The sequence below is a fragment of the Kitasatospora sp. NPDC032757 genome, assembly GCF_055579305.1.
Genome location: NZ_JBVINN010000004.1, coordinates 148663 through 163191 on the forward strand (window position 1 = coordinate 148663; position 14529 = coordinate 163191).

15 protein-coding genes are annotated in these 14529 nt (G+C 73.8%); 3 read left to right on the forward strand and 12 right to left on the reverse strand.

Annotated features, from left to right (window positions below; translation table 11 throughout):
• Positions 1–9: 9 nt before the first annotated feature.
• The 3 genes from ACZ5WK_RS08350 to ACZ5WK_RS08360 all read right to left on the reverse strand — a co-directional run bounded on the left by ACZ5WK_RS08350 (position 10) and on the right by ACZ5WK_RS08360 (position 2740).
• Positions 10–600, reverse strand: a complete 591-nt coding sequence (locus tag ACZ5WK_RS08350) for a DUF1003 domain-containing protein (protein WP_465546580.1) — start codon at positions 598–600, stop codon at positions 10–12.
• Positions 601–649: 49 nt separating this feature from the next.
• Positions 650–1933 (reverse strand): magnesium transporter MgtE N-terminal domain-containing protein, encoded by a 1284-nt coding sequence (locus tag ACZ5WK_RS08355; RefSeq protein WP_465546176.1) that lies wholly within the window; start codon positions 1931–1933, stop codon positions 650–652.
• Between the two features lie 258 nt (positions 1934–2191).
• The gene (locus tag ACZ5WK_RS08360) at positions 2192–2740 is read right to left on the reverse strand and encodes a hypothetical protein (RefSeq protein WP_465546178.1); all 549 of its coding nucleotides are present in this window, start codon (positions 2738–2740) and stop codon (positions 2192–2194) included.
• Between the two features lie 187 nt (positions 2741–2927).
• Here ACZ5WK_RS08360 and ACZ5WK_RS08365 point away from each other — a divergent pair, with 187 nt between their 5' ends.
• The gene (locus tag ACZ5WK_RS08365) at positions 2928–3872 is read left to right on the forward strand and encodes a DMT family transporter (protein WP_465546180.1); all 945 of its coding nucleotides are present in this window, start codon (positions 2928–2930) and stop codon (positions 3870–3872) included.
• Between the two features lie 25 nt (positions 3873–3897).
• Here the strand turns inward: ACZ5WK_RS08365 and corA are convergent, their stop codons facing one another.
• Entirely contained in the window at positions 3898–5022 is a 1125-nt protein-coding gene (gene corA, locus ACZ5WK_RS08370; RefSeq protein WP_465546182.1) for a magnesium/cobalt transporter CorA, read from the reverse strand.
• A gap of 459 nt (positions 5023–5481) precedes the next feature.
• Between corA and ACZ5WK_RS08375 the strand changes: the two genes are divergently transcribed.
• Positions 5482–6141 (forward strand): suppressor of fused domain protein, encoded by a 660-nt coding sequence (locus tag ACZ5WK_RS08375; protein ID WP_465546184.1) that lies wholly within the window; start codon positions 5482–5484, stop codon positions 6139–6141.
• A 69-nt stretch (positions 6142–6210) separates the two neighbouring features.
• On the opposite strand, the gene ACZ5WK_RS08380 is transcribed toward ACZ5WK_RS08375, so the two are convergent.
• The 5 genes from ACZ5WK_RS08380 to ACZ5WK_RS08400 form a co-directional block, all read right to left on the reverse strand.
• A complete protein-coding gene (locus tag ACZ5WK_RS08380) occupies positions 6211–7071 on the reverse strand; it encodes a PHP domain-containing protein (protein WP_465546186.1) in 861 nt (286 codons plus the stop codon).
• Positions 7072–7133: 62 nt separating this feature from the next.
• A complete protein-coding gene (locus ACZ5WK_RS08385; protein WP_465546188.1) occupies positions 7134–7772 on the reverse strand; it encodes a DUF6758 family protein in 639 nt (212 codons plus the stop codon).
• Positions 7773–8087: 315 nt separating this feature from the next.
• Positions 8088–8234, reverse strand: a complete 147-nt coding sequence (locus ACZ5WK_RS08390) for a hypothetical protein (protein WP_153882781.1) — start codon at positions 8232–8234, stop codon at positions 8088–8090.
• 327 nt (positions 8235–8561) lie between these two features.
• Positions 8562–9443, reverse strand: a complete 882-nt coding sequence (locus ACZ5WK_RS08395; RefSeq protein WP_465546190.1) for an alpha/beta fold hydrolase — start codon at positions 9441–9443, stop codon at positions 8562–8564.
• Between the two features lie 166 nt (positions 9444–9609).
• Positions 9610–11349 (reverse strand): DEAD/DEAH box helicase, encoded by a 1740-nt coding sequence (locus tag ACZ5WK_RS08400; RefSeq protein ID WP_465546192.1) that lies wholly within the window; start codon positions 11347–11349, stop codon positions 9610–9612.
• Between the two features lie 729 nt (positions 11350–12078).
• Here ACZ5WK_RS08400 and ACZ5WK_RS08405 point away from each other — a divergent pair.
• Entirely contained in the window at positions 12079–12807 is a 729-nt protein-coding gene (locus ACZ5WK_RS08405) for a ferritin-like fold-containing protein (RefSeq protein WP_396320710.1), read from the forward strand.
• Between the two features lie 42 nt (positions 12808–12849).
• Here ACZ5WK_RS08405 and ACZ5WK_RS08410 read toward each other — a convergent pair whose 3' ends face one another.
• The 3 genes from ACZ5WK_RS08410 to ACZ5WK_RS08420 all read right to left on the reverse strand — a co-directional run bounded on the left by ACZ5WK_RS08410 (position 12850) and on the right by ACZ5WK_RS08420 (position 14328).
• On the reverse strand, positions 12850–13167 hold the full coding sequence (locus ACZ5WK_RS08410) for a hypothetical protein (protein WP_465546201.1): 318 nt from the start codon (positions 13165–13167) through the stop codon (positions 12850–12852).
• Positions 13168–13309: 142 nt separating this feature from the next.
• On the reverse strand, positions 13310–13537 hold the full coding sequence (locus tag ACZ5WK_RS08415; protein WP_396320712.1) for a DUF3107 domain-containing protein: 228 nt from the start codon (positions 13535–13537) through the stop codon (positions 13310–13312).
• A 131-nt stretch (positions 13538–13668) separates the two neighbouring features.
• The gene (locus ACZ5WK_RS08420; protein WP_465546204.1) at positions 13669–14328 is read right to left on the reverse strand and encodes a TetR/AcrR family transcriptional regulator; all 660 of its coding nucleotides are present in this window, start codon (positions 14326–14328) and stop codon (positions 13669–13671) included.
• Positions 14329–14529 lie beyond the last annotated feature (201 nt).

Below are 14529 nucleotides of genomic sequence, written 5' to 3' on the forward strand. Positions count from 1 at the left end.
TGCCGCCGGTCACAGCACCTCGGACGTCTCCCGGCGCTCGTCGATCTCCTTGAGCAGGGACTGCAGTTCGGAGCGGATACTCCCCAGCTCCGAGGCGATGAAGGCCCGGGTGGCGACCTCGCCGAGGCCCTGGCGCAACGCGGCCACCTCGCGGGTCAGGTACTCGGTGTCGGCGATGTTGCGGTCGCTGCGGGCGCGGTCCTGCTCCATGTTGACGCGGTCCCGGTCGTCCTGGCGGTTCTGCGCGAGCAGGATCAGCGGCGCGGCGTACGAGGCCTGGAGCGAGAGCATCAGGGTGAGGAAGATGAAGGGGTAGTCGTCGAAGTGGACCTGGTCCGGCAGCACGGTGTTCCAGCCCACCCAGATGACCACCACGATCGTCATCCAGACGATGAACCGCCCGGTACCGAGGAAGCGGGCGATCCGCTCCGAGAGCTTGCCGAAGGCCTCCGGGTCGTACGTCGGCAGGGTGATCAGGCCCGGGCGGGTCGTCCGCGGCTGGTCGAGCCGGGAGCGGGCGGGGCCGCCGGCCGAGGGCTCGCGCCGTTCGCGGGCACCCTCCCGGGCGCGCAGTTCGCGCAGCTGGCGCAGTTGCCGCAGCTCGCCCTGCAGGCGCTGGCGGGGACTGTCGTCCCGCCGGCCCTTGCGGTCAGCGTCCACCGGTGACCTCCCTCTCGTCGGCCGGCCCGTGCAGGGCGGCCTCGCGCCAGTCCTCGGGCAGCAGGTGGTCGAGCACGTCGTCGACGGTCACCGCACCGACGAGGTGGTCGGCCTCGTCGACCACGGGGGCGGCGACCATGTTGTACGTCGCGAGGTAGCTGGTGACCAGCGTCAGCGGGGTGTCCGGCGGCAGCGGGTCGAGGTCGTCGTCCACCAACGAGCCGACCAGGGTGTACGGGGGCTCGCGGAGCAGCCGCTGGAAGTGCACGGTGCCCAGGTACTTGCCGGTCGGGGTCTCGTTCGGCGGGCGGCACACGAAGACCTGCGCGGCCAGGGCCGGCTTGTTGTCGGAGACCCGCACCCGGGCGAGCGCCTCGGCCACGGTGGCGTCCGGCTCCAGCACGATGGGTTCGGTGGTCATCAGACCGCCGGCGGTGTTCTCCTCGTACTTCAGCAGGCGCCGGACCGGCTCGGCCTCCTCCGGCTCCATCAGCTGGAGCAGCCGCTCGGCCTCGTCGCCGGGCAGTTCGGAGAGCAGGTCGGCGGCGTCGTCCGGGTCCATCGCCTCCAGGACGTCGGCGGCGCGCTCGTCCTTCAGCTTGCCGATGATCTCGACCTGGTCGTCCTCGGGCAGCTCCTCCAGGACGTCGGCGAGCCGCTCGTCGTCCAGCGCGGCGGCCACCTCGGCGCGGCGCTTGGAGGAGAGGTGGTGCATGACGTTGGCGAGGTCGGCGGCGCGCAGCTGGTCGAAGGTGGCGAGCAGGTTGGCGGCGCCCTGGTTCTCCTCGGGGAGGGCGAAACCGGTGACGTCCTTCCAGTCCACGGTGATCGTCTCGCCCTTGGCCTTGCGCAGCCGGCCGACCCGGCCGACCTGGACGAAGACCTTGCTGATCTCCCACTCGCGCAGCCGGGACTGCACCATCGCGACGTCCAGGACGGTGACCTCCTGGCCGGTCTTGTTCCAGGTGACGGTGCGGTCCAGCAGCTCGCCCAGGACGAGGGTCTCGGACGGGCGCTGCTCGAAGCGGCGCATGTTGATGACGCCGGTGGTGAGCACCTGGCCGGACTCCAGGCTGGTCACCCTGGTCATCGGCAGGAAGATCCGGCGCCGGCCGATCACCTCGACCACCAGCCCGAGCACCCGGGGCGGGCGGCCGCCGAGGCGGAGCGAGACCACCACGTCACGGACCCGGCCGACCTGGTCGCCGTTCGGGTCGAAGACGGCGACGCCGGAGAGGTGCGAGATGAAGACCCGGCTGCCTGCCCCTGCCATGGACTCCCTCGCCTCGTTCGACCTGCTCGGCGCCCGCTTCGACCTGCTCGGCGCCCGCACGGGCGCGGGGGAGCGCCCCGCGGCCAAGGCTACCCGGGCACTCCGGGCCCGGCCCGGCGAGGCACGGCCCGCGGCCGGGGCGCGTGACCTGCGGGGGAGCCGGCTCCGCGGCCGCACAGGGGGCCGGCCCGGCCGGCTTCCTGCCGCGGGGGGATCCAGGGGGCCCAGGGGAATCCGGGAGGATCCAGGGGGTGGGGCTCAGCCCTTGCGGCGCTTGAGGAGCAGCTTGGGCAGCCCGGCCGGGATGGGCATCCGGGTGGTCGCGGGGGTGGGCATCGGGGCGGCGGCGTGCGAGGTGTCCGGCATGGCCCCGGGGTGCTCGGCCAGCGCGCCGGCCGGCTCCAGCCGCAGCACCCGGCACTCGCGGGCCCAGCGGTCGGCGATGGTGTCGGTGTCGGGCGCGTTCAGCCGCTTGCCCTTGAGCTCCTCCACGGCGCCGAGCCAGGCCTCGCCGCCCGGCGTCAGCTCGGTGACCCGGGCCGGCCAGCCGGTCAGCCGGCCGCCCTTGTCCTTGCTGCGCACGGTGACCACCGCGCCGACTCCGGCGGCGAGCCCGTGCAGCGGCTGCTCGCCGCCGTCGCCGACCACCACCACCGCGCCGTCGTACCAGGCGTGCCAGAGCGCCCGGCTCTGCTCCTGGCCGTCCGCGCGCACCCAGAGCAGGCCGGACTTCTTGGCGGCCTCCTCCAGCAGAGCCCGGTCGAGGAAGTCGTCGGCGGTCACGGCTGCGGCAGGCGTACGGTCCATGGCGGACAGCGTAAGGCCTGGGGGCGTGTCGTCGGAGTACTGCCTGCCTGGCGGACACCGCTGCCCCGGCGACGCGCCCGCAGGACGCCCACGAGACGTCTCACTCGTCGGGCGACAGTGCCATGGCGGCCCCATGGGCCTTACCTTAGGATCCGCCCACACCCTCACGACGAGCCAGAGGAGCGCCGTGCCCGCCGCCCGGCCCGAGACCGCCGCCCCCGCCGATTCCGGCCGCACCGCCACCGCGGCCGGCCGGGCGCCCTCGCACCCGCTCCCCAAGCTCGACCTGCTGCTGCTCGCCGTCTCCGTCTCCGGCATCTCGCTCTCCGGGCCGCTGATCAGCGCCACCGCCGCCCCCGCCCTGGCGATCGCGTTCTGGCGCAACGTCATGTCGGTGGGCGTGCTGGGCCCGTACGCGCTGCTGCGGCACCGCGCCGAGCTGCGCGGGATCGGCGGACGGGCGCTGCTGCTGGCGGTGGCGGCCGGTGCGCTGCTCGCGGTGCACTTCGCGCTCTGGATGCCCAGCCTGCGGATGACCTCGGTGGCCTCGGCGACCGCGCTGGTGACCACCACCCCGCTCTGGACCATCCTGCTGATGCGGCTGTTCGGGGTGCGGGCGCCCAGGCTGGTCTGGACCGGCATGTCGGTGGCCTTCGCCGGCGTGCTGGTGCTCACCGGCGTCGACATGTCGCTGTCCCCGCGCGCCATGCTCGGCGACGCGCTGGCGCTCGGCGCCGGTCTCGCGGCGGCCGGGTACATGCTGCTGGGCGCCGAGGTCCGCAGGACCGTCAGCACCACGGCGTACACCCTGGTCTGCTACGCCACCACGGCGGTGGTGCTGCTGGTGATCTGCCTGGCCGCCGGGACGACGATGAGCGGCTGGCCGGCCGGGGTCTGGTGGCAGATCGTGCTGCTGATGGTCACCGCCCAGTTGCTCGGCCACTCGCTGAGCAACCGGGTGGTGCGCACCCTGGGCCCGTCCGTCACCTCCACCGCGATCCTGCTGGAGACCCCGGGGGCCGCGCTGATCGCCGCGCTCTGGCTCGGCCAGTGGCCCCCGGTGGCCGCCTACCCGGCGGTGGTGCTGATCCTGCTCGGCCTGGTCCTGGTCGCCCGCGGGGGCCGCAGGTAGCGCTCCGGCGGCCCCGGGCGGGGCGCTACAGCCAGCCGTTGCGGCGGAAGCCGCGGTACATGCCGATGCAGATCAGCACGACGCTGCCGAGCACCATCGGGTACCCGTACTTGTGGTGCAGCTCCGGCATGTAGTCGAAGTTCATGCCGTAGACGCCGGTGATCATGGTGGGCACGGCGAAGATCGCCGCCCAGGCGGTGATCTTGCGCATGTCCTCGTTCTGCGCCACCGAGACCTGCGCCAGGTTGGCCTGGAGCAGCGAGTTGAGCAGTTCGTCGAAGCCGTGCACCTGCTCGGTGACCCGGGCGAGGTGGTCGGCGACGTCCCGGAAGTACTTCTGGATGTCCGGGTCGACCAGCCGCTGCAACGGCTCGGAGAGCTGCTGCATGGGCCGCAGCAACGGCGCCACCGCCCGCTTGAACTCCAGCACTTCGCGCTTGAGCTGGTAGACCCGGCCGACGTCGGTGCCCCGGCCGCCCTTGTTGGAGAAGACGTCGAACTCGATCTCGTCCACGTCGGTCTGCAGCCGGTCGGCGACCAGCAGGTAGTTGTCCACCACCTGGTCGGCGATCGCGTGCAGGACCGCGGACGGGCCCTTGGCGAGCAGCCCGGAGCCGTCCGCGTCGGCCTCCAGCCGGTGCCGCAGCTCCTGCAGCGAGCTGTGCCCGCCGTGCCGGACGGTGATCACGAAGTCCCGCCCGGCGAAGACCATCAGCTCGCCGGTCTCGACCACCTCGCTGGTCGGGGTGAGCTGGTCGTGCTCGACGTAGCGGATCGTCTTGAAGACGGCGAACAGGACGTCGTCGTACCGCTCGACCTTGGGCCGCTGGTGCGCGTGGACGGCGTCCTCGACCGCCAGCGGGTGCAGGCCGAAGCGCTGGGCGATGCCCTCGAACTCGGCCTCGGTCGGCTCGTGCAGCCCGATCCAGCTGAACGATCCTGCACCGTCCGGCAGTTGCTGCGAGGCCTTGACGAGGCGGGCCGCCTCGCGCGGGCTGCAGCTCTCGCCCTGTCGCCGGCCGTGCTGGTAGACGGCGCAGTCCACCACCGCCGAGGTGGACGCGCCCGGGTGGATCGAGTCGAACAGGCCGGCCGCCGAGCGGCGGCGGTTGGTGCGGACGGCGGCGCGCAGGCTGTTGATCATCGACATGGCAGGCTCCCTGGGGCAGGAGCCGCCGCACGGCGGCGCGGTGACAGAAGTGGCCGTGGTGCGACGGCGAAGGAACACCGGTGGAAGGGCGCCTGCGGTCGGTCCTCGGCCTTGCTGGGGCACGCGCTGGAACGACCGGACGCCGGTGAGGGTGCTCTCCCGGGCCGGCCCGACACTGCCTCGGTCGTCTCGACGGACGCGGCGGGCCCAGCTACTGCTGGGGCTGTTTCAGCCTGCGTGACGAGGGGTACGGGGAAGGCGTCCGGGCCGGGTAGAGCTGCCGGTACTGCATGGTCGGCTGGTATCCACCGCAACCACCTCCTTCACGCCGCTGCCCCGGAGGAGGTAAGCATCCCCGGTGGCCAGTCGCTCACACTAACATCTGACCGGGCATTGCCGCTGCGGCGTTCCCGTGACGCTCGTGACAACCGGGCGGGTGCCCCGGGTTACGCTCACGGCATGGCGCACGACTTCCCGCTCTTCGGCGACCCTTCCTCGGCTTCCGGCGGCGGTTCCCACGACCCCTCCGGACTCTCCCGGGAGGCGGTGCTGGCCGCCGTCGAGGCCCGGCTGCTGACCGCCTTCGGCGAACCGAGCGGCCGCGCGGCGGTCACCTTCCTCGGCGCGGACCGGATCGAGGTGCTGCGCTTCGGCCCGGACGCCGACGGCCTGGTCCGCTATGCCACGCTCGGGATGGCCGCCGCACCGATGGCCGACCCCACCGCGACCGTCGCCGACCAGGTCCGGGGCCCGCGCGCCGAACTGGTCCTGACGGTCCGTGGGGCGCGCGACAGCGTGCTCAGGACCTTGGCCACCTTCGCCGCGACCCCGCAGGTGGAGGGCCTGGTGGTGGCCCCCGGCGGCTCGTTGGACCTCGGCTCCCCGCTCTGGGACGGCGCGCCGTTCACCTCGGTGCTGGCCGCCGAGCCGGGCGGCCTGGTGCCCGATCTGGAACTGGACGAGCCGGCCGACCCGGTCCGGTTCCTGCCGTTGCTGCCGATGACGCCCAACGAGGCCGGCTGGAAGCGCGTGCACGGCGCGGCCGCCCTGGAGGAGCGCTGGCTCCGGCACGGCGCCGACCTGCGCGACCCCGACCGCCGCGCGGTACCGCTGGACTGACACCGGCTCAGGCCTGGCCCGGCGAGCGTCCGGGCGCTTCCGTACCCCGGCTCGCGCGCCGGGGAGGGCCTACCCCCCGATCGGCTTCGCGCCGGTGGCCTGCGCCACCAGCGCCTCGTAGACGGCGGGATCGGTGGTGTGCTCGCCGAGCCGGACGGTCTTGCGGCTGCCGTGGTAGTCGCTGGACCCGGTGGTCAGCAGGCCGAGCTCGGCGGCCAGCCCGCGCAGGTGCTCCCGGGCCGGCTCGTCGTGGTCGACGTGGTCGACCTCCAGTGCGGCCAGCCCGGCCGCCGCGAGGTCCGCGATCACCCGGTCGGAGACGGTCCGCCCGCGCTTGACCGCGCCCGGGTGCGCGAAGACCGGCACCCCGCCGGCCGCCCGGACCAGCCGGACCGCCTCGACCGGGTCGGTCTCGTGCTTGCGGACGTCCGCCCGCCCGCCGTTGGCCAGCCACTGCGGCGTGAACGCGTCCGAGACGGTGGCCACCACGCCGGCCTCGACCAGCGCGCTGGCGATGTGCGGCCGGCCCACCGAACCGGCGCCCGCGATCCGCTCGACCTGCTCCCAGCTGATGTCCGCACCCAGGGCGCGGCACCGCTCGACGATCGCCCGTCCGCGCCGGAACCGGTCGGTGCGCACCAGCTCGCGCTCCTGCGCGAACGCCGGCTCGGCCGGGTCGAACAGGTAGGCCAGCAGGTGCATGCTGATGCCGTCCACGACGCAGGACAGCTCGGCGCCCGGGACGAGGGTCAGCCGCGTGCCGGCCGGCAGCGCGTGCACCGCCTCGGCGGCCTCGGCATGGCCCCCCACCGTGTCGTGGTCGGTCAGCGCCACCACGTCCAGACCCGCGGTGACCGCCGCCGCGACCAGCTCGGCCGGGCTGTCGGTGCCGTCGGAGGCGTTGCTGTGGGCGTGCAGGTCGATGCGCACGGAAGTCGGCTCCTGGGGTGGGCGGCGGGGTGCCGCCCAGGATAGTGCGGCCCCCGCGGGGCTCAGCCGAGCAGGCGGGGGGAGAGGGCCCCGCAGGGGAGCAGGTCCAGCTCGGCGCCGGCCTCGCGCAGGTCGGTGATGACCAGCTCGTCGTACATCACCAGCGCCGACTGTTCGGGCCAGGCCACCGCCCAGAGCCAGAGCCCGCGGGCCTCGCCGACGAAGACCGCGCGGTCGGGCGGTGCGTCCGGGACGTGGAACATCGGGGTGGGCCGCCCGGCCGCCATCAGCTTGGCGTCGGCGGGCTTGTAGAGGGCGACGGACTCGCCCGGGTCCGGGCCGGCCAGCCCCGCGTAGCGGGCGCCGAGCCCGACGCCCAGCTCCTCGGCGACCAGCACCAGCTCCCCGAAGCCGCCGAGCGGCGCCGGGCCGGAACAGGCGACGGCGGTGGCTCGGGCGCCCGAGACGTCGTCACCGACGTGCGCGATGCCGGTGTAGAGCCAGCCGACCGGGAGCGGCCAGGGCAGCCAGACGGGGACCTGTGAACGGGCGACGGCGACGCCGAGCGCTTCCACGCTCGGGGGCAGCACCGGCTGCATCGGGTGCACGTCCCCGTGCCGGTCACACTGCCAGGTGTCTGAGAACAGACCGGGGGCGCGGACCCGACCGGCGCACCTCGGGCAGCTTGGCTCGCCCCTCATAGCCGACAACGCTCCTCCCTCCGGACCGCCGCGTCAAGGACGATCACCCGTACGGAGGGCGCCGCGGCACCTGTCGGTGGCGGGCGTCCGTCCGGCGCCGGGTGGGCGCGGTGCGGGCGGCTCCCGGTAGGGAATGTCCAGCGGCGGGCGGCGGCAAACGTCCGTCCCGCGGGCCGGGGAGGCCCGGACGCACTGACGCCCCGTCATCGGCGTTCGCGGCGACGGGGCGTCAGTCGGGTATCGGAACGTCGGTATCGGACGTTCCCGGGTCTTCGGCGGCGGGTGAGGGCTCCCGGTCGGAGGCGCCGCGCTGGGTCAGACGGTCGGGCACGGACGGATGAGCAGGCGCTCGCCGGTGCGGGCGGCGGCCTGGACGAACTCGCGGACGGTCTCGGCGTCGGCGATCAGTCGGTCGGTGGCGGTGCCGTTGGCGTCGTCCAGTCGGAGGATCTCGAAGCGCATGGGCGTCTCCTTTCCTGGCCCCGCGGTGCGGGGCGGTTGTGGCTGAGTCGGTATCAGCCCTTTCGGGGTCTGTCGCGTCGAACGGTCGACGGTCTGCTGCGGCAAAAGGGCTCCCCCCTGCTTGCCCAGGACCTCCGGTCCCGCGTGAACCACGGTGTCGTGGTGCTGCTACCGGGTCATTGCTCGCCCGTAAAGTCCTGGTTTCGGCTGATTCGCGCCGACGTCGGGGTCGACGATGATTCCCGGACAGAATCAAATATTACCGTAACTAACGAATTTTGTCCCGTGCTGACCGCCGGCCGGGCCGGTGGGAAGCACCGGAACCTGCTAGGCCAGGCTCCAGAAGCCGGCCAGCGCCTCGGCGGTGGCGGCCGGCTGCTCGGCGTTGGGGGAGTGGCCGGCGTCCTCGACCACCACCCGGCGGGCGCCCAGCCGTTCGGCCATCTTCGTCTGCTCCGGGACCGGCCAGGCGTAGTCCCGGACGCCGGAGAGCACCAGGGCGGGCAGCGCCCCGGCCGCCGCGGCCAGCTCGTCCACCCGGTCCGGCGCGTCGACCAGGTGGCCGCCGGTGGTCATGAGCGCCTGCGGCACGTTGGCCAGCCAGCGGCGGTGCAGGAACCCGGTGACCTCGGGGGTCCGGTGGCGGGCCGGGTCGCCCGAGCCCTCCTCCATCTGCTGGAGCACCTGCCAGATCTCCTCCAGGCTCATCGTCGGCAGTACCGAGATCAGCAGCTTGGTGCGCTCCGCCTCGCCCGGCTCGATCGCCCCCGGCCCGGTGGACATCAGGGTCAGCGACCGCCAGGGCAGCGGCCCCTCGGCGGCGGCCGCCAGCACGGCCTCCCGGACCACCTGGCCACCGAAGGAGTGGCCCAGCAGGTGCAGCGGGCCGCCGTCGGCGGCCAGCACGGCGGAGAGCGCCCGGACGTCCGCGCCCAGGGCGTCGACGGCGTAGGCGGCGGGGTCGTCGGGGCCGCCGGTCTCGAACTGGCCGCGCTGGTCGACCGCGGTCACCCGGTAGCCGGCCGCCGCGAGCGGCTCCAGCAGCGCGATGAAGTCCTCCTTGCTGCCGGTGAACCCGGGCACCAGCAGCGCCGACCCGCGTACCGCGCCGGCCGGTTCGGCCCGCAGGGCGGCGAACTCCCCGCGGGCGGTGGCCACTCGCAGCGCACGCGCACAACGGGGGAGGGTGAGGAACGGCGGCGTGCTCATGGGCGGATCTCCTGTGGCTCTCCTGTGACCCGGACGGACTGACCGGCCGGTAACCCTGAGCCTAGGGGGTGGGCGTGACGCACCCCGGGGCGTGAAACGCCGGAGGGGGTGGCCCGCCCCGACGTGCGGGACCGGGCCGCCCCCTCCGGGCGGTGCCTCAGGTGCGTCAGCTCTCCGGCGTCGCCTCGGTGGCCTCGGCGGCCGGGCGGCGGGCCCTGGTCCGGCGGCGCGGGGCCGGGGACTCGGCCGGGGCGTCCGCGGCGGCCTCGGGCGCCGCAGCGCCCTCGGCGGCCGGCTCGGCCTTCGCCTTGGCCCGGCTGCGGGTGCGGCGGGCCGGCTTCTCCTCGGTGGCGGTCGCGGCCGTGGCCGTCTCGGCGACCGCGGCCGGAGCCTCGGCCACCGCGGCGACGGCGCTCTCGCCGGCGGCGGCGCTGCGCGGACGGCGCCGGCGGCGGCGCGGAGCCGCGGCCTCGCCCTCGGCACCCTCGACGGCCGGAGCCGCAGGGGCCGCCGGGGCATCGACCACAGCGGCGCCCTCGACGGGCGCGCCCGTCACCGCGTCGGCCGCGAGCGCGCTGCCGGCACGGGTGCGGCGGCGCTCACGGGTCCGGCGGGCCGGCTTCTCCTCGGGGGTCTCGACGGCGGCGGGCTTGCCGGAGCCGCCCTTCGCGGCGGCCCGGCCACGGCCGCCGGCCGAACGCGAACCGCGTCCGCCGGTCTCGCCGAGGTCCTCGACCTCCTCCGCGCCGAGCCCGGCCCGGGTCCGCTCCGACCGCGGCAGGACACCGGTGGTGCCCTTGGCGATCTTCAGCAGCTCGTACAGGTGCGGCGAGGTGGAGTAGGTCTCCTCCGGCTCGTTGAACTTGAGGTCCAGCGCCTTGTTGATCAGCTGCCAGCGCGGGATGTCGTCCCAGTCGACCAGGGTGACGGCGGTGCCGGAGGCGCCGGCCCGGCCGGTGCGGCCGATCCGGTGCAGGTAGGTCTTCTCGTCCTCGGGGCACTGGTAGTTGATGACGTGCGTGACGCCCTCGACATCGATGCCGCGGGCCGCGACGTCGGTGCAGACCAGCACGTCGACCTTGCCGCTGCGGAAGGCCCGCAGCGCCTGCTCGCGGGCGCCCTGGCCGAGGTCCCCGTGGACCGCGCCGGCCGCGAAGCCGCGCTGGGTCAGCTGGTCGGAGACGTCGGCGGCGGTGCGCTTGGTCCGGCAGAAGATCATCGCCAGGCCGCGGCCGTCGGACTGCAGGATGCGCGAGACCATCTCCACCTTGTCGAGCGAGTGCGCCCGGAAGATGTGCTGGGTGGTGTTGGCCACGGTGTGGCCGGTGTCGTCCGGCGCGGCGGCCCGGATGTGGGTCGGCTGGCTCATGTACCGGCGGGCGAGGCTGATGACCTGGCCCGGCATGGTCGCCGAGAACAGCAGGGTCTGCCGCTTGGCGGGCAGCATGGTGATGATCTTCTCGACGTCGGGCAGGAAGCCCAGGTCGAGCATCTCGTCGGCCTCGTCGAGGACCAGCGCGCGGACCTTCGACAGGTCCAGCTTGCGCTGCCCCGCGAGGTCGAGCAGGCGACCCGGGGTGCCGACGATGATGTCGACGCCCTTCTTGAGCGCCTCGACCTGCGGCTCGTAGGCGCGGCCGCCGTAGATCGCGAGCACGCGGACGTCGCGGACCTTGCCGGCCGTCTGCAGGTCGTTGGTGACCTGGGTGCACAGCTCACGGGTCGGGACAACGATCAGCGCCTGCGGGCCGTCGGAGAGCTGGTCCTCGGTGGCGCGGCCGGCGTCGATGTCGGCGCGGACGACGACGCGCTCGATCAGCGGGAGGCCGAAACCGAGGGTCTTGCCGGTGCCGGTCTTGGCCTGGCCGATGACGTCATGGCCGGTCAGCGCGACCGGGAGGGTCATCTCCTGGATGGGGAAGGGGTGGATGATGCCGACGGCCTCCAGGGCCTCGGCGGTCTCCGGGAGGATCCCCAGGTCCCGGAAAGTGGTCTTGGTGGGTTCAGCGGTGGTGGACAGGGTGCTGCCTCTTCCGTGTGGTGGGGCCGAGAGCGAGAGAGCGGCGGGCAGCCGCGCGGCTGCGTACGGGCCAGGGGCCCTGAATACAGCTGCGCGGACGCACAACCGCGCCGGTCCCTGCGGCCGGCCGGTGCGCGCGGCCCGGTCAAGGGGCGCGTCTCCGGCGGCGTCGGGGAGGATTTCCCGTGAGGGACCTGCGCGGGACCTTGCGCCGGGCGGCGCGGTCCGCGGCGGCCCTCGCTCGGCCACTGATGCGGTGCCAAGGCTTGAAGTCCAAGCCATGGTCGGAGCCGATCGGCTCTCCGACCGGGCATCCGCGTACGTGAGTACCCGGCTTCCGGTACGGACACGTCCTGAGGGACGGTCCCGCTACGGAGCGGGCTTGCCCGGCGCACCGAGACGTCGGTGACACCGTGCGAGCACTACGGGCCTCCCTACCACCATACCGTGACGGGCCGACTCGAACACGTGACGCGCATGACATCGCTGCTCGGAGGGCCTGCGGGGCGGCGGGAGGCCTGCTCGCGCGGTGCGCGGCGGCCGGGCCCGGGGCCGGGGCGGCCGGTGGCGCACCATGCGTGTGCGGGAGGGCGGTCGGCACTAAGGTGGCAGGTCATGGAGACCCATGGTGAGACGCAGGACGACGGGGCCGGTTCGATCGGGGACTGGGCGAGCTGCTCGGCCGACCCCGGCTACCGGGCGGCCGTGCTGGATCTGCTCGGCGCCCTCGCCTACGGCGAGCTGAGCGCCTTCGAGCGGCTCGCCGAGGACGCCAAGCTCGCGCCGGACCTCGCCGACAAGGCTGCGCTGGCCCGGATGGCCTCCGCCGAGTTCCAGCACTACCAGCGGCTGCACGACCGGCTCGACGAGGTGGGCGCCGACCCGCAGGAGGCGATGCGGCCGTTCGTCGAGCCGCTGGAGCTGTTCCACCGGATGACCGCGCCGTCGGACTGGCTGGAGGGCCTGGTCAAGGCCTACGTGGGCGACGCGATCGCCACCGACTTCTACCGCGAGGTGGCCGTCCGATTGGACGACGACACCCGCGACCTGGTCCTCGGCGTGATGTCGGACACCGGGCACGCGCAGTTCGCCGTCGACAAGGTGCGGCAGGCCATCGAGGCCGACCCGCGGGCCGGCGGCCGGCTGGCGCTCTGGGGCCGGCGGCTGATGGGCGAGGCGCTGAGCCAGGCGCAGCGGGTGGTCGCCGAGCGGGACGCGCTCTCCAACCTGCTGGTCGGCGGTATGCACGTACAGGGCTTCGACCTGGTCGAGGTCGGCAAGATGTTCAACCGGATCACCGAGGCGCACACCAAGCGGATGGCCGCGCTGGGCCTCGCGTCCTAGGCCTGGTGGATCGCGGGCCCGGCGGGATCGGGCCTGCGGCCGTCAGGCGGGCCGGTGCCGGCGGTGGGCCCCGGCGCGGTGCGGGTGGTGCCGGTGGGCGGGCTGGCGCCCGGCGGCGAGGTCGGGCCGGGCCAGCACCGAGGTGAGCAGGGCCGAGGCGACCGCCGAGACCGCGATGCTGACCGCCGGGAAGCCGCCGTCCATCGTGAAGTGCGCGATCACCCCGGCGAGCAGCGCCGAGACCAGAGCCGTCCCCATCGTCAGCCCCCGCCCGGCCGGGAAGTACGCGGGCAGTGAAAGCAGCGCGGCGGCGCCGACGATCAGGCCGACGAGGGCGAAGGCGAGCATCTCGACCAGCAAGGGTGCCTCCCCGGGGCGGGTGTGCGGCGCTCGGGCGGCCGCACTGTCGCCGTACCCCGGTCCTCCCGGCCGTACACGCCGATGCCGCAGAACGCAGCGGTGCCCCGTTCCCAGGGGAGGGAACGGGGCACCGCGGTACAGCTCAGAGCGTGCCGAACCCGACCTTGCGGGCGGCCGGCTCGCCGATCTCCACGTACGCCAGGCGCTCGGCCGGGACGATGACGCGGCGGCCGTGCTCGTCGGTCAGCGCGAAGAGCTTCGAGGGGCCCTCCAGCGCCTTGGCGATCGCGCTCTCGACCTCATCGGCAGTCTGCGAGCTCTCGATCACGATCTCGCGCGGCGCGTTCTGCACGCCGATCTTGACCTCCACGGCTTCCGTCCCTCCGGGGTTGCAGCCATCCACGCGCGGTTCCGGACCGCCTGGGACAGGCGATCGCGGCGACCGCGCCGTACGGCTTCACCATAGAGCACCGGATCAAGGCCGAGGCGAAGGTCGATGGATCACTGCTCGGCGGAGCCCTCGGCCTGCTCGGAGCCGGGGTGCATCGGGAAGCCCTTCAGGCCGCGCCAGGCCAGGCTGGCGACCAGCCGGACCGCCTCGTCGCGCGGGATCTCCAGGCCCTGGGAGAGCCAGTAGCGGGCGGTGATCTGGGCCAGGCCGCAGACGCCGGCGGCGAGCAGCTTGGACTCGGCCTCGGGGAGGTCGGTGTCCTCCTGGATGACCTTGCTGACCAGCGTCGCGCTGGCCTCCGAGGCCCGCTCGACGCGCTCGCGCACGGCCGGCTCGTTGGTCAGGTCCGACTCGAAGACCAGCCGGAAGGCGCCGGACTCGCTGGAGACGTAGTTGAAGTACGCCTCCATCGTCGCGGCGACCCGCAGCTTGTTGTCGGTGGTCGTCGACAGGGCGTCGCGGGTGGACTCGACCAGGGCGTCGCAGTGCTTGTCCAGCAGCGCCAGATAGAGCTCCAGCTTTCCGGGGAAGTGCTGGTACAGCACCGGCTTGCTGACCCCGGCGCGATCGGCGATGTCGTCCATGGCGGCCGCGTGGTAACCCTGCGCGACGAACACCTCCTGGGCGGCACCGAGCAGTTGTTCACGGCGGGCGCTTCGCGGCAGGCGGGCACCGCGCGGGCGCTCCTGCGCCTCCTGGATGGCCGTCACGGCGCTCCTCACTTCACGGGTTGTTCGGGGCTGGCAAGATGACCGATTCTACTTTTCGGTAACCGCGTTCGCGCTTGGCGAGCGGAAGAAAAGCACGGAGCCCCCTTGTCAGGAGCCCACAATACGGCGCTGACCATGGGCAACGGCAGTGGTGTGACAAGAGCTGAGACGGTCGGTCCCGCCCGGGGCCCCGCCGCCGGG